Source organism: uncultured Actinomyces sp. (assembly GCA_900541895.1).
GTDB lineage: Bacteria > Actinomycetota > Actinomycetes > Actinomycetales > Actinomycetaceae > Pauljensenia.
Genome location: UWSI01000007.1, coordinates 48,506 through 66,072 on the forward strand (window position 1 = coordinate 48,506; position 17,567 = coordinate 66,072).

At 55.5% G+C, this 17,567-nt stretch carries 16 protein-coding genes; 3 read left to right on the top strand and 13 right to left on the bottom strand.

The annotated features are described in order from the left end of the window. Positions 1-52: 52 nt before the first annotated feature. From ftsY to QZR18_RS03405, 8 genes are all read right to left on the bottom strand, one after another. On the bottom strand, positions 53-1,333 hold the full coding sequence (gene ftsY, locus QZR18_RS03375) for a signal recognition particle-docking protein FtsY (RefSeq protein ID WP_178706225.1): 1,281 nt from the start codon (positions 1,331-1,333) through the stop codon (positions 53-55). A 28-nt stretch (positions 1,334-1,361) separates the two neighbouring features. After that, a complete protein-coding gene (locus tag QZR18_RS03380; RefSeq protein WP_178706222.1) occupies positions 1,362-1,718 on the bottom strand; it encodes a hypothetical protein in 357 nt (118 codons plus the stop codon). A 56-nt stretch (positions 1,719-1,774) separates the two neighbouring features. Next, complete coding sequence (smc, locus tag QZR18_RS03385) at positions 1,775-5,089, bottom strand: chromosome segregation protein SMC (protein ID WP_366921409.1); 3,315 nt, start codon at positions 5,087-5,089, stop codon at positions 1,775-1,777. A 29-nt stretch (positions 5,090-5,118) separates the two neighbouring features. Beyond that, complete coding sequence (locus QZR18_RS08280) at positions 5,119-5,343, bottom strand: AAA family ATPase (RefSeq protein WP_178704166.1); 225 nt, start codon at positions 5,341-5,343, stop codon at positions 5,119-5,121. A 45-nt stretch (positions 5,344-5,388) separates the two neighbouring features. Further along, complete coding sequence (dhaM, locus tag QZR18_RS03390; protein WP_178704164.1) at positions 5,389-6,141, bottom strand: dihydroxyacetone kinase phosphoryl donor subunit DhaM; 753 nt, start codon at positions 6,139-6,141, stop codon at positions 5,389-5,391. Positions 6,142-6,151: 10 nt separating this feature from the next. Then, entirely contained in the window at positions 6,152-6,793 is a 642-nt protein-coding gene (dhaL, locus tag QZR18_RS03395) for a dihydroxyacetone kinase subunit DhaL (protein WP_178704161.1), read from the bottom strand. Further along, positions 6,793-7,698 carry a dihydroxyacetone kinase subunit DhaK gene (locus QZR18_RS03400; RefSeq protein WP_295910344.1) on the bottom strand — a complete coding sequence of 302 codons (906 nt, stop codon included), beginning with the start codon at positions 7,696-7,698 and terminating at the stop codon, positions 6,793-6,795. The genes dhaL and QZR18_RS03400 overlap by 1 nt, the downstream gene beginning before the upstream one ends. Before the next feature lie 90 nt (positions 7,699-7,788). Beyond that, positions 7,789-9,489, bottom strand: coding sequence for a folylpolyglutamate synthase/dihydrofolate synthase family protein (locus tag QZR18_RS03405; RefSeq protein ID WP_178704158.1), 1,701 nt, complete (start codon positions 9,487-9,489; stop codon positions 7,789-7,791). Between the two features lie 259 nt (positions 9,490-9,748). On the opposite strand from QZR18_RS03405, the gene QZR18_RS03410 reads away from it, so the two are divergent. After that, complete coding sequence (locus QZR18_RS03410; protein ID WP_178704156.1) at positions 9,749-10,345, top strand: hypothetical protein; 597 nt, start codon at positions 9,749-9,751, stop codon at positions 10,343-10,345. Positions 10,346-10,390: 45 nt separating this feature from the next. Here QZR18_RS03410 and QZR18_RS03415 read toward each other — a convergent pair whose 3' ends face one another. Genes QZR18_RS03415 through QZR18_RS03435 form a run of 5 tightly spaced genes read right to left on the bottom strand, consistent with a single transcriptional unit; the run spans position 10,391 to position 16,025 of the window. Next, positions 10,391-11,878: an arylsulfatase gene (locus tag QZR18_RS03415; RefSeq protein ID WP_178704153.1), complete on the bottom strand. Its 1,488-nt coding sequence runs from the start codon at positions 11,876-11,878 to the stop codon at positions 10,391-10,393. Positions 11,879-11,886: 8 nt separating this feature from the next. Beyond that, positions 11,887-12,774, bottom strand: coding sequence for a carbohydrate ABC transporter permease (locus QZR18_RS03420; protein WP_178704150.1), 888 nt, complete (start codon positions 12,772-12,774; stop codon positions 11,887-11,889). Further along, complete coding sequence (locus QZR18_RS03425; protein WP_239667617.1) at positions 12,771-13,664, bottom strand: carbohydrate ABC transporter permease; 894 nt, start codon at positions 13,662-13,664, stop codon at positions 12,771-12,773. Before QZR18_RS03425 ends, QZR18_RS03420 begins: the two co-directional genes overlap by 4 nt. A 3-nt stretch (positions 13,665-13,667) precedes the next feature. Further along, positions 13,668-14,993: an ABC transporter substrate-binding protein gene (locus tag QZR18_RS03430; protein WP_178704147.1), complete on the bottom strand. Its 1,326-nt coding sequence runs from the start codon at positions 14,991-14,993 to the stop codon at positions 13,668-13,670. A gap of 27 nt (positions 14,994-15,020) precedes the next feature. Continuing rightward, positions 15,021-16,025 (bottom strand): LacI family DNA-binding transcriptional regulator, encoded by a 1,005-nt coding sequence (locus QZR18_RS03435; RefSeq protein WP_295910347.1) that lies wholly within the window; start codon positions 16,023-16,025, stop codon positions 15,021-15,023. A gap of 153 nt (positions 16,026-16,178) precedes the next feature. Between QZR18_RS03435 and QZR18_RS03440 the strand changes: the two genes are divergently transcribed. Beyond that, positions 16,179-16,427 carry a hypothetical protein gene (locus tag QZR18_RS03440; protein WP_178704142.1) on the top strand — a complete coding sequence of 83 codons (249 nt, stop codon included), beginning with the start codon at positions 16,179-16,181 and terminating at the stop codon, positions 16,425-16,427. A gap of 93 nt (positions 16,428-16,520) precedes the next feature. Next, on the top strand, positions 16,521-17,417 hold the full coding sequence (locus QZR18_RS03445; protein ID WP_178704140.1) for a hypothetical protein: 897 nt from the start codon (positions 16,521-16,523) through the stop codon (positions 17,415-17,417). The last annotated feature ends 150 nt before the right edge of the window (positions 17,418-17,567 follow it).

Below are 17,567 nucleotides of genomic sequence, written 5' to 3' on the forward strand. Positions count from 1 at the left end.
TACTCCTCACGAGCACAATTTCTAAATAACTAAATGTTAAGAGTAGTGGGTTTTAGCCCACGATTGCATCAACAAAGGACTGCGGATCAAAGGGGGCAAGGTCGTCCGGCCCTTCTCCAAGTCCCACAAACTTGACGGGGACACCCAATGCTCGCTGGACTGAAACAACAATTCCGCCCTTAGCTGAGCCATCCAGCTTGGACAGCACAATACCTGTTACCCCAGCGACCTCAGCAAAAACTTCGGCCTGTCGAAGACCGTTTTGACCGGTCGTCGCGTCCAGAACCAGAAGGACTTCGCTGACTGGTGCACGCTTTTCCATCACGCGCTTGACCTTACCCAGCTCGTCCATGAGCGCAGACTTTGTTTGAAGTCGGCCCGCGGTATCGACCATGACGACATCACAGCCCCGTCGAATACCTTCTTCAACCGATTCAAATGCAACGGATGCCGGGTCAGCACCTTCACGATCAGAACGGACAACATCAACGCCGACACGACTTCCCCAAGTCTCAAGCTGTTCAGCGGCAGCAGCGCGGAAAGTATCCGCCGCCCCCAGCAGAACCTCGTGTCCTTCGGCGCGGAAAATACGTGCCATTTTTCCAGTGGTTGTCGTCTTACCAGTTCCGTTCACGCCAACCATCAAGATAGTCGCGGGGACCTGAACGCCGTCAACATCTCGAACCGCTAAGTTCACAGAGCGATCCATATTGGGATCAACAAGCTTGAGCAGTTCTTCGCGCAAAAGAGCTCGCACAACCTGGGGATCTGAAGTGTTCTCAACCTTCACTCGCGTGCGAAGGGCTTCCATCAACTCATCGGTTGCTTCCAAGCCCAAATCTGCGACCAGAAGAGAATCTTCCATCTCTTCCCAATCCGCAGCGGATAGATCGCCGCGAGAGAGCAAAGAAAGAAGGGATTTGCCCAACGCTCCCGAACGCGCCAAGCGCGCACGAAGACGTCCCATTCGTGAGGGAATAGATTCGGGGAGCTCAACAGAAGTGCTTTCCGGGTGTTCCTCTCCAATTCCCGAGGCCGGGGTTTCCTCCTGCGAGGACATGTGCTCGGCATGAGGGGCAGCAGCCTCAGAGCGGTCAGCAGTTTGCGCTGCAGGACCATCTCGGGAACGCTGGGCTCCTTCAACTTCGCTTTCCTGAGCTTGCGGAAGCGAAGCCTCAGGGACAACGGAGGTCGATGGGGGCACTTCACTGTGTGTGCGTGACGACTTGAGCGAACGCACAACAAACGAAACAACCGCGACAAGAACGACAATGACGCCCGCCAAAATGATGGGGGCCACGGGGTTATGAATAAAGTCCATGACAGCCTGCATAGGTCAATCTTCCCTTAGTGCGCTTCTCTTATGCATCTTTCGAGGTATCGACCTCAGTTGGGGCGGGCTTCGCGTGTGCCCCACGCCTGGTAGCGATATCTTCAATGCGCTCAGTCATTGCTTCAACGGCTTCAAAACCTGGAAGGCCATCGGCCACCATGTACCCACGAGAGCCCTTTGAGGACTCAAGGACAGCGTTCATGTTCTCTTCACGAACACTAATGTGCGGAATCTGGGTGGGGATCTCTTGCCCGGACTGATTGCGCAGATGATCTCTCCACTGATCAGCACTTCGCCGGTGCAATGCAAAACCTAAAATGACGGCCGAGGCGATGGCAAGCATGACGATCATCGTGACGATGTAGACCGCAATTCCTTCAATCATGCCTTAACTTTCCCATCCCACACGCGACTGTGCCAAGTGGACACGATTTATTCGTTTCAATCATTGAGGCGCTGAGAAACCACACGCGTCACGCCATCTCTCATCGTCACACCATAGAGTGCATCCGCAATCTCCATCGTACGTTTTTGGTGAGTGATGACAATCAGCTGCGAAGTCGCGCGAAGTTCTTTAAATATTTCCAGCAGACGCGACAAATTGATGTCATCCAAAGCCGCTTCGACCTCATCCATCACGTAGAAGGGAGAAGGACGAGCTTTAAAGATTGCAACCAAGAATGCCAAAGCTGCCAGGGAGCGTTCTCCACCCGAAAGCAAAGAGAGCCGTTTGACTTTCTTCCCGGCAGGTCGCGCCTCAATCTCGATTCCCGTATCAAGCATGGAATCAGGATCGGTCAAAACCAGACGTCCCTCTCCCCCGGGGAAAAGAACACTAAAAACATGCTCAAAGTGGCGCGCGGTGTCCGCCCATGCTTCCTCAAATGCTTCCTGGACCAAGCGATCAACATCGTCGATGATCGTCAACAGATCAGACTTAGATTTCTTCAGATCCTGTACCTGGGCAACTAAAAACTCATGGCGTTTGGCAAGTGCTGCGTGTTCTTCCAATGCCAGTGGATTTACGCGTCCGAGTTTTTCCAGCTCTTTCAGTGCCTGATCAAGGGTGCGAACCTGCTCTTCACGCACATAGGGACGAGCGGGGTTTTCAGCATCTTCTCCTGCCTCGATATCTGATTCTGCGGATTCTTCGCTCAAAACGGGAACAAGATTGTGCGGACCGTAGTGCTCAATCAGTTCATCGCCTTCTAAAGAGAGCTCCTCCATGGCACGCGTCTCTAGTTGTTCAACCCGCATCCGCAATTCGGCACGCAGAATCTCAGCTTGCTGCGAGGCTAAAGTAAGCTGCGAGATTTGCGAACGAACGTCATCAAGTTCTCGACGTACGGAAGTAAGTTTCTCCGAATCAGCCTTTCGTGATTCTTCAATCGCATCACGGCGCGCTTTTGCTGAGGCAACCGCGCTCTGAGCGCGAGCATAACCTTTCTGCGCTTCTTCCAAGACTCCTTGAGCGCGCGCCAGTTCACGCCGACGACGTTCTTCCCTCCGCTGATAAGCAATGCGTTCTTCACGACTTCGCGCGGCCGCTTGGCGAAGGTTTCGCGCTCTAGACGCGGCGCCTCGTGACTCTTCTTCTGCAGCTCGTAAAGCCAAGCGGGCCTGGGTTTCTTCGTCACGGGCTGCACGTGCGGCTGCCGCACATTCTTCTGCGTGACGGCTGGCGGCCTCGAGATCAACATCGGGTGCTTCCAGAGCTGCGTTTTTCAGACGCTGCTGAGCATTTTCATGAGATTCACGCGCCTGTTCCAACTGCTCTTGCGCACGTTTGAGGGTTTCCTCGGCACGAGTAGTCTCAGCGCGGGCAGCACGAAGCGCGCTGTGAACGCGCGCGGCTTCCTGCGCAATCTTTGCTTGACGCGCATCTTCTTCACGAAGTGTCTTCAGAGCTTGATTCGCGCCGCGAACTGCCAGGTCAAGAGCTGCGTTGGCACGTGTCAATTCTTCTTGGGCGCGTCGCTCTTCCTCCATAGCTGCGCTTGCGGCTGCCGCTGCTTCCTCATATTGCGCGCGAAGGGCAAGTGGTGAGGCGCTTTCTTCGCCTGCGACCAACATGGACGTGCGTGAGAGAACATCTCCCTGAGTCGTAGCAACACGTTCGATTTCCGGGTGTGTTAGTGCTTGACGAGCTTCCTCCAGAGTCTCACACACCCATGAACCCGCAAGAAGAGCATCGACAAGCCCATCGAATGCTGTCGAAGTGACGAGATCCTTTGCCCATGCACCTGCAAGGCCATTAAGTTTCGGTGCTTGTTGAGAATTCGATGCATCGTCGACAAGAAGACGCACTTGTCCTTGAGCCTTTTGACGCGCATCGGCAGCGGTCTTCCACGCATGTTCTGGGGTATCGATGACTAGGGCATCAGCAAAAGGAGAAAGCAATTGCGCAATTGCGTTTTCATAGCCCGCACGAATGTGAAGCGCGCTGGGTAGATCACCCTTCGCACCGGGAGCATTCATATACGAGGCGGTGCCATCACTGGGAGTAAGCGTTTGGACGAGTGCGTCGCGGCGTGCTTCCCAGCGTACGCGTTCTGCCCGGGCATCACGTTCTCGCGCCAGAAGTTCATCGACCTTTTCGCGCGCTTCCTCCCGCTTCACTTGCGCGATATTCAGGGCTTTCGCGGCAGTTGAATCGTTTTGGGGATCGCTTTCCGAATAGGTTTCGGCCTCGCGCGCAGCTTGAGCCTCGCGCTCTCGTGCCGCATCCAGTTGATGCGCCGCGCGTTGTGCTTCCGATTGCGCAGCATCCAGACGTGAGGCAGCCGAGGCCACCCCAGCACTCAGTCGCGCACTTGCCTCGCGATAATCGGCGAGCAGACGATTCGTTTGCGCAAGGGCACGCTGGGCCTCGTCATCACGTTTTTCAGCCTCACCACGTTGCCTCAGTGCCTGATCAACGCGTTCTGAAGCACTTTGCACGCGCTGAAGAATCTGCGCATCCTCATGGCTCGCTGCCTGCGCACGTTCATCCAAAGAAGCTGGGTCCTCACTTTGAGGTGCCAACTCTGGCTGAGAATGTGTCAATACTCGTTCGCGAGCAATCGTCATGGTCGCGTTGAGGCGTTCAGCGATTGCGGTGAGAGCCTGCCATTCCTCCATCGCTTGCGCGGCATGCGGATGACGCTCGGCTTCCTCTGCTTCTAACTCACGGATACGCGCTTGTGCACGTGCCTCTTCTTCTTGAAGGGAGGTCAAGCGTTCATGCTGTGTGCCTGCGTCCTCGGACCCTCGACGAAGCTTATCGCGAGCAATGACCAAATCATCAGCAAGCAATCGCGCCTTCGCATCACGTACCCGCGCTTGAATGATCGACGCACGCCGGGCAATCTTTGCCTGACGGGCAAGCGGACGTAATTGACGTTCAATCTCACTGGTTAGATCAAGAACTCGAACCAGGTTCTGATCCATATCTGAGAGCTTTCGAAGCGCGCGCTCTTTCCGCCTGCGGTGCTTCAAGACTCCTGCCGCTTCTTCAATGAAGCCACGCCGTTCCTCGGGAGTCGAGGACAAAATCGTATCCAGTTGGCCTTGGCCGACAATGACATGCATCTGTCGCCCCATGCCGGTATCCGAAAGGAGCTCTTGAATATCTAAGAGCCTAGCGGGAGTTCCATTAATGGCGTATTCGCTTCCACCCCCTCGAAAAAGCGTGCGCGAAATAGTGACCTCGGAATAGTCAATGGGGAGAAGGCCATCTGAATTGTCAATGGTGAGATCGACTTGAGCACGTCCCAATGCGGCCCGGCCAGATGTGCCGGCGAAGATTACGTCGGCCAAGCGGGGGGGCCGGCGAAGTTTCCGCCCGCCATATTGGCGCCGCGAAGAGTTTTTGCCCCCTGCTCCCCCATCACCCAAGCAAGAGCATCAACAACATTAGATTTGCCGGAACCATTCGGACCGACGACACAGGTAATCCCAGGTTCAAGGCGAAGAGTCGTTGCGCTGGCGAAGGATTTGAATCCTCTCAGGGACAGGGTTTTCAGGTGCACGAGACCCAGCCTAAAGCTTCCTGAAGGTTTTCAGCGGATTATTGATCAATGCGTGCCGCCCTCGAGCATATCGCGGGCAAGTTCCAGCGCTTTGTTGCAATCAGGTCCCTGAGCGCGAACATGGACGTGCTCGCCATGACGCACACCCAGGGACATAATTTCAAGGACAGACGAGGCATCGACATCGTTGATCCAGACCTGAACATCCAAGGATGCGAGTGCACGGACAAGAAGAGCGGCCGGACGTGCATGTAAGCCTGCAGGATCAGTGACAACCATATCGGCTTCGCGAAACTTCTTCGATGCATCAAGGGATGAAAAAACATTCGAATTCGCGTCAAGGCTGACGCTAGTGATCTGACCAAGTTCACCGCGTGCTCTGCCTGCCATATCGATGACGCTCTGATAGGCAGCTGCAGCAACTTGGCGAAGTCCCATTCCGCCCCGTGCAGCAACCGCGGCAGCAATTGTGCCTTCGACAAGAGGCACATTGATGCACATACAGTCTTTTGGATCGCCTCGGAGTTCGAGCACAGTCTGCGCCACCATGGTTGCTGAGCCAAGGTCACACATCAAAAGAACGCCCCTGCAACATTCTTCATCGCCCGGTTTGTGAACCTGTGCTAATGCGCGGTCAAGCGCGTTTTCAACTTTGTGCATAGATGTACCCAAAGCACCAGTGTCATCTCCAGCTGCGATCTCAAAGTGAACGTCGGGGGCCATCTGCGTTGCGAGGTCAACGACTCCTTTTGCCAGTTCGTGGCTGTGAGAAATGATCACAAAAGAAACACGCGCCATTGGGGGTGTCCTATTCTTCAGCGGCAGCACGCACTGCCTGCATGATGATGATTGCTGATGAAACGGCACCCGGGTCTAGATGCCCAACGGAACGTTCACCCAGGTAGGACGCGCGCCCCTTCAGTGCCTTCATTCCTTCGGTGAGGGTAGCGCCGCGCTGGGCAGCTTGGGCAGCGCAAGAGAGAACCTCATCAACAGAGGCACCTTTCTCACACGCATCGCGAGCGGCATGAGCGGCGGGAAGCCACGCGTCAAGCATGGTCTTATCCCCGGCCTCGGCATTCCCTCGGTGAGCAATACCTTCCGCGATGGCCTCGTACAGGAGGACAATCGTTTCACTGGCACCAAGGCCGGGATGCTCTGCAATGGCGCGCCCTCCGCGCAGGAAACCTGTTCCATACAGCGGACCCGAGGCCCCGCCAACGTGTGCAAGCAAGGTCTTTGCGACCAGGGTGAGACCTTCGCAGAGGGAGGCGGGAGCCTGCTGTCCAAGGAGTTGACGAACCTCAGTGAAGCCACGCGTGATATTGATGCCGTGGTCACCGTCACCGATCTGTCGGTCAAGTTCGGTCAGTCGTTCTTCATCTCGAAGCAAAGCGGTGGCGCAAAGGTCCATCCATTGCTCGAGCCATTGCGTGTTGATGGTGGTCATTATTCACTCCATGAGGGGGCAAGTGTCGGAGCATCGTAGAGGTTAAGGATATCGGGATTTGCACGCATAAGTGTGATTGACAGCCCGTCCATGTCTGCACTGGTGACGAATCGTCCAACTTTGGTGCGCGCGATACTTATACCCGCATTTTCTGCGCGTTCATTGACGCCCAAAAGGGCGCTTTCAATGTCATTGGGGTCTGCCTGTCCAAGATCGTTGACCAGAACGATCAAAGGATCACTTCCAGGGACAAGTTGAGAAAAAACTTCATCGACGCAGTGTTCAATCACTTCGTGGCGCTGCGAGAAGACGCGGCGATCTACTCCCCTCTCGCCATGAATTCCCACTCCCAGCTCGGCCTGCCCCGCGGGGATATCGTAAACGGGAATTCCTTGCTCATCTGAGGGAGCACGGAAGGCGACGCCGTAGCTGACAATGGATTCGCCGATTTGATTGGCATAAGAGACGAGTTCTTCACTGGTTTGCCCCAGCCAGGCTGCAGCACCCAGGATTTTCTCATACAGCACGCTCCCCGCAATTCCGCGAGCGCCTTGAGACACCTCTCGAGTCGCGATATCGTCGCAGACGCGAATGAGCGTGCATTCAAGCCCAGAATCTGCTGTTAGCTCCGCGGCCAACTCAAAATTCAATACATCGCCGGTGTAGTTCTTCACCAATGCGACAATCGTATTCACGCCCAGCTCGGTCGCCACTTTTTCTATCAACTGGGCGATGTCAGGCGCTGAGGGCGATGTAAAACGAGGCCCCGTCACGCAGGCGTGAAGCATCCCAGGAGCAACAAATCCGGAGTCAAGCGGCTCATGTCCGCCACCGCCACCGGAAATGAATGCGAGGGCAGGGTGCGAATCTGAGTGGACGGTGATCACAACTTGCGATTCAGTCAACCGTACCTACCCCCTGATCAGGCCTTTCTCTTCATAATACTCGCCTACATCCTGAAAATACTAGGGCACTCGAGTAGTCAAATAAGGTGTTCAGGGGCGAATATCCATTAAGCGCAAAACCTCACCGGCCAGCAAAACCGAACCAAAGACGACAACACCCGTCGCAGGTGCACTTTCGTCTCCAGATTCACCAAGGTTTACCGCGGTCGCGATTGCTTCGAGGATATCTTCTTGGACATCCACGCGGTCGGAGCCAAAAACTTCTCGTGCGATCTGTGCAATTTCTTCTGCAGGCTTTGCGCGAGTCCCCGGCATCTGCGTAATAACGATGGAATCCAGATAGGGTTCAACTTCGCCGAGAACTCCCTCGATGTCCTTATCCCCCATTGCCGAGTACACACCAACGACTCGCTCAAAGTCAAAGGCCTCGGAAATCGACTCACCCAGAGTGTGCGCACCGGCGGGGTTGTGCGCAGCGTCAACGATAATCGTCGGCGAATGGCGCACGACCTGTAGGCGCCCGGGCGATGTCGCGCTGAGCATGCCAGCCTCGACAACCTTGGCGTCTAGAGCTCGACCTCCCATGAAGGCCTCAACTGCTGCAATAGCTGCGGCCGCATTGCTTGCCTGGTAATCACCGAAGAGAGGGACAAATACGTCTTCGTAGACAGCGGCGGGTGTGCGTACGGTAATCATCTGCCCGCCGACTCCCAACTGGCGATCGAGGACTTCATAGTCCCTGCCCTCAAGGCGAACAATCGCATCGACTTGGGCGGCATGCTCTTCAATGACCCGAAGAGCTTCTTCTTGTTGCTTGGCAACAATCACGATCTGTCCAGGCTTGATAATCCCTGCTTTTTCTTCCGCAATTTCACGAATTGTCGAACCCAACCACTTTTCGTGATCGATGGCAATGGGCATGATGACACCGACACCGGCATCGATCACATTCGTTGCATCCCAGCGGCCACCCATACCGACTTCGACGACGGCAGCATCGACAGGGTGATCAGCAAATGCCGCGAAGGCCATGACTGTAAAGACCTCGAAGAAGGACAGTTTTGTCCCATCAGTTTCGGCGTGGGCGCGGTCGACCATCTCGATGTAGGGTGCAATATCCTCCCACGTGCGAACGAATTCATCGGGAGAAATTGAGTCACCTTCGATTGTGATACGCTCACGAACGTCAACCAGATGCGGCGAAGTAAAGCGACCAGTGCGCACGCCAAAGGCACCCAGGAGCGCATCGATCATGCGGGTCGTGGACGTCTTCCCATTCGTTCCGGTGATGTGAACGCTGGGGTAGCTATTTTGAGGGTCACCCAAGATGTCTAGGGTTTCGGTCACGCGGTCAAGAGTTGGCTGAACCTGATGCTCCGGAACGCGAGCGATGATCTGTTGGTAGATTTCTTCAACTCGCTCGAGGACTGCTGCTGTGTGTGCGGCATCATCAAGGGCCTCGCGATGCGCATCTTCTGCGCGGCGTTCAGCAAGCTCTTCCTCCCAGTCCTCACCCCACTGCGAGTAGTCGCCTTCGAGTTCAGCAACAATAGAAGGATCCGGACCCAAGAGCATGGAGTTCAGTGCCAAGGCCTCCAGGGCAAGATCACGTTCGCTTACTTCTTCTTGCTGATCGTCGCTGACTGAGTCTTCATCATCAACGCGATCAGCTTCTTCAAGGTAGGGAATGAGATCTGCGGGAATCGTGCCGTGAAGCTGGGTGTCGTCTTCCGCACGCGCTGCGCGTGTTTCCTCGTTTGGATCGTGCGTGAAGAATGATTCGCCCGCCATGAGTCCTCCTTGGTTAGCCCTTTCACGTGGTCGGTGAGTGGTCGCGTTGGGCTTTGTTTGCAGCTGAGTCAGCTGCGCCCATTCTATCGACGAGGCCGCACAGGCGCTGCACGCTCAGGCCGCGGTTCGCTACTGGCGTTCACATTTCATTCGCGCTTCCCACACACAACAATTCACCGCGCTAGAGAAGGCGCTTCTGGGCACATATGAAGGAGGAACTTTTTACAGATGATGCTTTAAAACGTAAACTTCAACAGCATTGGCAATTAACAAGCACATCGATAAGGACGACATGTCTCAATTCACTCCAAACTCCGCTTCTCCCGCTCCTCAAGGCTTCCCTGTCCCCCAAGGAGAGTACCAAGTACCTCAGGCTCCACAGACGCCTAGGAAAAAGGGCGGCGCTGGGGTATGGATTGCTGTTGCTATCGTCTTAGCCATCATCTGCGGCTTCTTCTTGATGCGAGCACTTACCCGCAGTGGTTCATCGGACTCCACGTCTGATCCGTCGTCATCCGCATCAAGTTCTCCGACTCCTACTTCGTCTTTCCTCGACGAGGGGATCACTGTTGAGATCACTACGGAAAGCAGAAAGGCGTGTCGAAAAGCGGTAGACGAATCCGGAAAGATGGATACCACCACCATCATCAAGACGCTCTCCGTGAGGAACCAGGGCAAAACCGAGAGTGGGGACTTGAAATATACGTACACCGCTTCCCTCACGGGAACTGCTAAGGGCGCAACGGCTGAGAGCACCTATGAGGTCACCTGTAACGTTGTTAATCCCCACGACACGAACAAATACTTTGTCGACGGAGATCCAAGCATCACTCCCGACCCCGCTTCATCCCACTGACCCTTCACGAGAAGGCTCACGATCGAGACGAACCTGGCTGTAGACCTAACGCGCCTCTTCGCGAAGCGGATAGGAATGCGTCAAAACCTTCAGGGCCTCGCGTCCGGGAACTAAACGTCCCTCAGACACATACCCTTCTTCGCGTCCCTCAAGCTCTGAGATCAGGTAGTTTCTTCCACGAAGAAGCGCGTCGCTGACTTCGCTGCTTCGCGCATCAGCGGAAAGTTTGCACAGGTCGACCAATTCCTCAGGGTCTTCATCGAGGTTGAAAAGCTGTTCGACTCCCCAGCCGGAGAACCACACGTACTTGTAAGAATCGAAACGAATCCACTGTATCGATTGATCAAATAAGTAATGCTCGCCGTGAAGGTACTCTCTCCACGGAACTTCATCATCGGCCTCGGCAATCAAGGGAAGGACAGAGCGCCCCTCAACTTCCTCGGGGATCTCAACTCCCGCAACGTCCAGCAGGGTTGGCATCACGTCGCGGATCTCAACCACGCTATCCACGTGCGTACCGGGAGCGATGCCCGCACCGTACAAGATGAAGGGAACGTGCGAGGAAGCCTCGTAAGGGTAGCCCTTACGCCACAAACCATGATCGCCCATCATATCCCCGTGGTCGGAGACAAAAGCGATCACCGTATTTTCAGCCAGTCCGAACTCCCCTAGTGTCTGGATAAAGCGAGAAATCTGAGAATCGATGTGCGTCATGTGCCCGTAGTAGCCGGCGCGCGCGAGCCGCACGTCCCGCTCACGATAGTGAGCAGCCAGGGCGGTTGGATCCCAATCCCGACGCTCTTCACTCATCAATTCATCCGACCAATTGTCCTCGCCCGGAAGAGTGAGTTCGTCCTGGTCATACCTATCGAAAGCCCATTGCGGCGGGTCGAGTGGAGCGTGCGGACGGTGGAAGGACAGGTAGAGGAAGAATGGACAGGTGGGGTCGCGCCGGTAGAGCCACTGCGTTGCCTCGGTGACGACCCAATTCGTCGGGTGCAGTTTTTCCGCCTTATCCCAAGGACGCGCAACCATCGAATTACATTCGAGGCCATTATCGATGTAATCCTCTGCAGCGCCCGCACCTTCTTGCTCACGCAGCCACGCCAGGTAGTCGTCGTACATCCGGCAATCGCGCTCGCGGTGACGCGAGTAGTGAAGATAGCCGTCGTGCAAAATAACGTCATCAAAGCCGATGCGACCGCGCTCTGGCCAGTAGTGCATCTTGCCAATTGCTTGGGTTTGGTATCCGGCATCGCGAAGTGCCCCGGGAAGCGTCACCGGCATATCGAAAGTGATCCCATCCTGATAGCCGATTCGACGATGCGTCGTTGGGGCTGTCCCGGTCATGAGTCCCATCCGAGAAGGAACACAGGTGGGGCAAGCCGCATAGGCCTGCGTCATCTGCGCTCCTCCCCCAGCTAGCTGATCAAGATAGGGGGTGCGCACGTCGGGGTGTCCCAGAATCGACAGGCAATCCCCCCTCCATTGATCAACGGCAATGAGGACGATATTCGGATGGTTCTCACTCACGGTTACTCCTACTTGATACCCGTCATCGCGATGCCCTGAACGATGTGCTTCTGCGTGAGAACGAAGAGCAAGCACACGGGAATAAACAGCATGAGAGATCCCATTGCCGTCAGGTTCCAAGCGGTGAAAGATTCACTCTTAAAGATTGATAGTCCAATGGTAATCGTTCGCATCTCCAACGAGCTGGTCGCAATCAAAGGCCACAAGAATTCATTCATCTGGAAAACGAAGGTGAACAATCCCAGGACCGTCAGTGCGGGCTTGCACTGAGGGAGAACAATCGAACGGTAGATCCGCAACTCATGTGCTCCGTCCACGCGGGCCGCTTCGATCAAAGAGTCGGGCACGCCCGCAATGAACTGGCGCATGAGGAAGATCGAGAAAGCGCTCATAAGGAATGGCATAACCAAGCCCTGATAGGTATCAAGCCACCCGATCTGCGAGAACCACACGTAGAGCGGGATCATACGCACGAAGAGCGGGATCATCATGGTCGACAAGATCGCAACGAAGAAGACCTGTTTGCCCGGGAAATCAAACTTCGCAAAAACATATCCGACCAGCGGAGCGAAAACGATATGCGAGCAGGTTATCAGTCCTGCGACCAGGATCGAGTTGAAGAGGAAGCGACCAAAGGGTGCCGCCGCAAAGAGCCTCCCAATGTTCTCCCACTGCCATTTCGCAGGGATGAGAACCGCTGATCCACCGGAAACTTCCGCGTCGGATTGGAAAGCCAAAGAGATCATGTACAGCAGCGGGGCAACAGCGATCGCAGCGGCAATCCAGATAAAGATCAGTGAAACTAAGCGTGCACCCGGGAAGAGTTCCTCGTCAGCAATGCTCTTCTTCTTTTTGATAACTGCCGAGGCCGGGGGCGTAGTTGGCGCGCACATCATAGTGCCTCTTTCCTTCGTCCCGTCCGAATCTGGATCAGGGACAAAACCATAATGACTGCCAAGAAAGCAAAGCTCATGGCAGACGCATAGCCCAAGTTTCCGCTCTGGAAGGTCTCACGGTAGACCTGGTAGACGTACAAGCTCGTGGCGTTTCCAGGACCACCATTGGTCACCAAGTACGGTAGGCCGAATTGCTGGAGGGTAGAAATCATTCCAACCAGACCAACAAAGAGCGTCGTCGGGGCAAGGAGTGGAAGGGTCAAGGACCAGAAGCGCTTCCATGGGGACGCACCATCGAGGCGCGCGGCCTCGTAAATCTGAGGATCGATGCCCTGCAAGCCAGCCAGGAAAAGAAGCATGAAGTAGCCGGCTTCCTGCCACACGGTAATCCCAACGAGCGTTGCCAGCGGCGCGGTGGTGAGCCACTGCTGGGTGGGAAGGTGCAGGCTGGAGAGCACCGAGTTCAAGATACCCGTCGTCGGGTCCAAGATATTGCGCCACATCAAGCCAACGATGGCCACCGAGGTCATGTAGGGGGTCAGGATCATCGTGCGCGCAAGGGTGCGCCCACGGAATTTCTGATTGAGGATGAGCGCGAGGAGCAAGCCCACGCACGCACCCAAAATCAGTGCCGAGGCCGCGTAGATCAGGGTGATTCCGAAGGCATGCTGCACTTCGGGGTCACGGATAATCGAGGAATAGTTCTTCCATCCCACGGGGCGCAGCGTTGTAAAGCCGCGCGTAAAGGACAGCTGAAATTCCTGGATCAGCGGCCAGAACATGAAGAGAACGAAGTAGATGACCGCGGGGGTCAGGAAGAGATACGCGGTACGCGCTTGGCGTGCGCGCATCCCTCCCCGACGCCCCCGGCTCCGAGTCGAAACGGACATGAGTTACTGCTTCAGGAGTCCTGCAACCGTGGTCTCGTAGGTCTGGACCTGAGCAGCCGGGTCCTTTCCATTGAGGATGATCTCCTCGTACATCACTTTGCGAGCGTCCGAGATCTTCGCGGCGTTTTCGTTACCCCAGAATGCCTTGTCGGGGGTCGCGGCGTATTCACGCGACTTGGCAACCACGGAGAGAATCGGGTCGTTCTTCACAACGTCGGAGTTCGCCCACGACTTACGCGACATTGCCATTCCGGTCTCGGCGGTGACGGCTTCCTGAACCTTGAGGCTGGTCATATCCTTGATGAGCTGCCACGCGAGCTCTGCGTTCTGCGACTTCGAGGGAATCATCATGCCCGAGCCGGCCAAGTAGGTCTTTTGGACATCGCCCTTGAGCGGCTCACCAACGGCCAGCGGGAAGTTCGGGTCTTCCTTGCGAACTGCTGCGATATCCCAAGGGCCGGTGAGGATGAAGCCCGCTCGCTTGGAGGTGAAGACCTTGCGCGGTGCGGCGTAGTCGTTCGAGGCGACGGGAACCGGCGCCAGCTTGTCCTTGTAGATCAGGTCGTGCTGGAACTGCATGGCCTCGGTTGCCTTGGCTGCGGGAGTCATGGGCTCATTGCCGTCCTTGGTGAAGGTGACTCCAGCCTGCATGAGGAATGGAACGGCGTAGGAAGCGTCGTTGTTGAGTGCCAGACCGTATTCAACGCCGGATTCCTGGATCTTCTTGGAGGCTTTGCGCAGTTCATCCCATGTCTTGGGCATGGTCACGCCGGCCTTGTCCATCATTTCCTTGTTACCGAAGACGAGGCCGCCCATGGTCACGTGGAGAGGAATGCCATAGGTCTTGCCGTCGGCCTGACGGTTTGCAAGGCCAGATTCGACAAAGTCATCGAGGAATCCAGATTCCTTCTGAAGGAAGGGATCGAGGGACATGATGTTGCCGTCTGCGCCCCATCGAGTGGCCCACCAGCCGCCGTTTTCTTCGACGAGGTCAGGAGTCTGGCCGGAGAGGAAGTCAGCGGTGAGCTTTTGCTGTAGGTCACCCCACTGGTAGTACTGGACGTTGATCTTGACGTTGTGTTCCTTCTCGAAGGCAGCGAAGGTGTCGGTGTAGGCCTTGTAATCGCGGCCAGCCGACATGTAGATCAGGATTTCCTTACCGGTGCGATCGCCCTGGATTCCCAGCGACTGCGAGGATTCGCTCGAGGAGCCAGAGGAGTGTTGTCCAACTCCACCGGGAGTTGAGCACGCGGCAAGAGAAGCGGCCATGGCAAAAGCCGCGCATACCGACAGAGTGCGGCTGAGCCGCTTAGAAGAGCTGTGTCGCATCGTTGCGCTCCTTATGTTCTTTCTCGTTTAGTGCGTCGTCCCTCGGGGCATGTAGTGCCACCGAAGTGTCAGCGTTGTCGACTCCGGTTCTTCACCGCTGAGTGTGGACAGTAAGGTCACCGCACTGTCCAGGTCTTGGTTGTCGAGGCCGATTGTGGACAGTGCGGGGTGAAGGTCGCCGCCATCGACGGAGGCGCCTGTGCCGATGATTTGGAGGTCATCGGGGATTGCGATTCCGCATTGAGTTGCTGCAAGGACTGCACCAATGGCAACTCGATCAGAATCGCAATACACCGCGTCGGGAAGGGGATCTCGACCGGTGAAAATCGTGGTGGCGCACTGGAAAGCGGAGGGGATGCTCCCCTCTGTGTACGCCAAAATTTCAGGGGTGCCCAGGTGTGAATCGCTGAGGAATTTGGTGTACGCGTGCCAGCGCGGTTCGTTTTCAAGTTCATTGGCACTACGGCGCTGGGTGAGGTAGGCGATCTTCTTCGCTCCTCCGTTGACGAGGCCACTGAGAGCCTGCGTAATCCCCGAGGTTTCGTCAATGGTCACCCCGATGTAGGAGGGGTTTGGCGGGAGGGTACCAAAGATCATGGTGGGGGTTGGCGGGGTTGGGAGGAGATCCATGAGGACTTTGGCACTGGTGGGATTGCAGGCGAGGCAGGCGCTGTCGTAAAGGCCGCACGACAGGGCGTTGACAATCTGTTGTTCTTCGCCGATGCGAACTGGGATCGACACGAGGTGGAGGTTTTCTTCTTCGAGGCGCGAGCTCGCGTGTAGTTGGAATCTCTCGACGAAGCGGTCCATGGGAGGGGTGTAGAAAAAGCAGATTGTGCGCGTGGCACCCGATTTTAGGGAAGAGCCAAGGATTGAACGAGTGTAGCCAAGGCTTCGTGCGGCCTCGTGAACCTTCTTTTGGGTCGCGGAAGCAAACGCGTCTGCGCGACTACCGCTGAGGATGAGTGAAGCGGTAGTCGGTGAAACTCCAGCGTTTCGCGCAACGTCGACAAGTCGGACCCGTGAGGCCATGTCGATACTGTAGCGTGTGCACCCAGGCGGATTAAAACGTTTTCATAAAACGTTATAACTCTGTTATCTGGCACACAATAATGCTTTCCTCGCGAAGAGGCTCCTTGATAGAATCAGCCACATCACGAAGACACAGCCCAAAGGAGGGCACACATGGGTATCTGGATTGGGGATGCACGCAAGTTCGAAGAGCTGCGCGAAGAAAATGAGCGCTTGAAGGAGCGAGTTGCACATCTCGAACGCCTGTTAAAAATCTCCGGAGAAACCATCGACCTCGCGCTGAGTCCATCTGAACGCGCACTGGTGCTAGACGGACGCAAGCTTGAAGCCGTCAAGGCCTACAGAGACCGCACCGGCGTCGACCTGAAGACCGCAAAACAAGCTGTCGACGCGATTGGATAACGGTTCCGGAACCGTAGAAGGCTGTCTTGTCACTCATGTCGCTGCCGGATAATATCTTATTCATCCCATTGTTTTAATTACGAAGGACCACTTATGAGAAGCCATTTTTCTCACGCTATTGCCACAGCCGCATTTTCAAGTTTCCTCCTTCTAACAGCTAGCACCGCCCACGCTGATACAACGCCAACTCCTGTCACCCCCCCCGTTGATCTAGAGATAACCTACGATTTTACGTTAGCCCCCGGTGTTACTCAGGGAGTCAGGATTATCGGCACTAACGGGCTGTCGATGAACGAATCAACTTGTAGGGCGGTCGCGGCCGACGTTATGCGCGTTTCAGATGACGTGGAGTTCGGTACTCTTGGATCGGAGAATTACTGCACTTGGACGAATCGCCCTTCCCTGAAGTTTGCCCAGACACACCTCACCACAACTGATTCAGATTTCTCTTTCACATCGGACACACCTCAACTCATCAAAGACCTTGAGAGCGCAAATCGAAAGAGGAATACCCAGATGAGAATCACGAAGGTCACCGTGGTGTTCCCTTCCAACTTCCATGCTACTTCCGCCAACGACAATGGAAAGATTGACACCGCAGGAAGGTCTGTCACCTGGACTGATTCCAGCGCTTTTACGACAGAAAATCAAAGCGCCAATGGGAGCATCGGCGACCCTAATACTCCTTCTGCCTCGCCGGCCGCCCCATCATCAAGTTCGAAATGGATTCTCTTCGATGTACTGGCAGCGGTTGCAATCGGCGCTGTTATCTGCTTCGTCATCTTCAGAAGCCGGAAAAAGGCTCACCTGCATGCGCATGGCACCCATGAGATGTCGACTGCCCCTGTCTCAACGGATCTACCGGTTCCACCTACTCAAGCTGAAAGCTCCGGTAATCACGAATTAAGATTGCCACACACTCATCAACTCCCTCTTGATGAACAACAACTGCAGCAAACCGATGAGTCTCGTGCGCCCGAACAAGAATGAGACCGGTATTATCGCATAATTAGATTGAGAGGTATATCGCGCTCCTTTTCCAGTGCAGGGTTGTTAGTGCCGCTAACGACAACAGAGAAAACCTGAAGATCACACAATAAACAAGTGGGCGGGCCACACATCTGTGTGGATGGTGTTGCG

Bases quoted from the DNA above. Each gene is read 5' to 3' on its own strand.
- QZR18_RS03405 (WP_178704158.1), bottom strand. From the start codon at position 9,489: ATGGCGGGCGAATCATTCTTCACGCACGATCCAAACGAGGAAACACGC.
- dhaM (WP_178704164.1), bottom strand. From the start codon at position 6,141: ATGGCGCGTGTTTCTTTTGTGATCATTTCTCACAGCCACGAACTGGCA.
- QZR18_RS03430 (WP_178704147.1), bottom strand. From the start codon at position 14,993: ATGCGACACAGCTCTTCTAAGCGGCTCAGCCGCACTCTGTCGGTATGC.
- QZR18_RS03435 (WP_295910347.1), bottom strand. From the start codon at position 16,025: ATGGCCTCACGGGTCCGACTTGTCGACGTTGCGCGAAACGCTGGAGTT.
- QZR18_RS03380 (WP_178706222.1), bottom strand. From the start codon at position 1,718: ATGATTGAAGGAATTGCGGTCTACATCGTCACGATGATCGTCATGCTT.
- ftsY (WP_178706225.1), bottom strand. From the start codon at position 1,333: ATGCAGGCTGTCATGGACTTTATTCATAACCCCGTGGCCCCCATCATT.
- dhaL (WP_178704161.1), bottom strand. From the start codon at position 6,793: ATGACCACCATCAACACGCAATGGCTCGAGCAATGGATGGACCTTTGC.
- QZR18_RS03420 (WP_178704150.1), bottom strand. From the start codon at position 12,774: ATGATGTGCGCGCCAACTACGCCCCCGGCCTCGGCAGTTATCAAAAAG.
- QZR18_RS03440 (WP_178704142.1), top strand. From the start codon at position 16,179: ATGGGTATCTGGATTGGGGATGCACGCAAGTTCGAAGAGCTGCGCGAA.
- QZR18_RS03445 (WP_178704140.1), top strand. From the start codon at position 16,521: ATGAGAAGCCATTTTTCTCACGCTATTGCCACAGCCGCATTTTCAAGT.
- QZR18_RS03425 (WP_239667617.1), bottom strand. From the start codon at position 13,664: ATGTCCGTTTCGACTCGGAGCCGGGGGCGTCGGGGAGGGATGCGCGCA.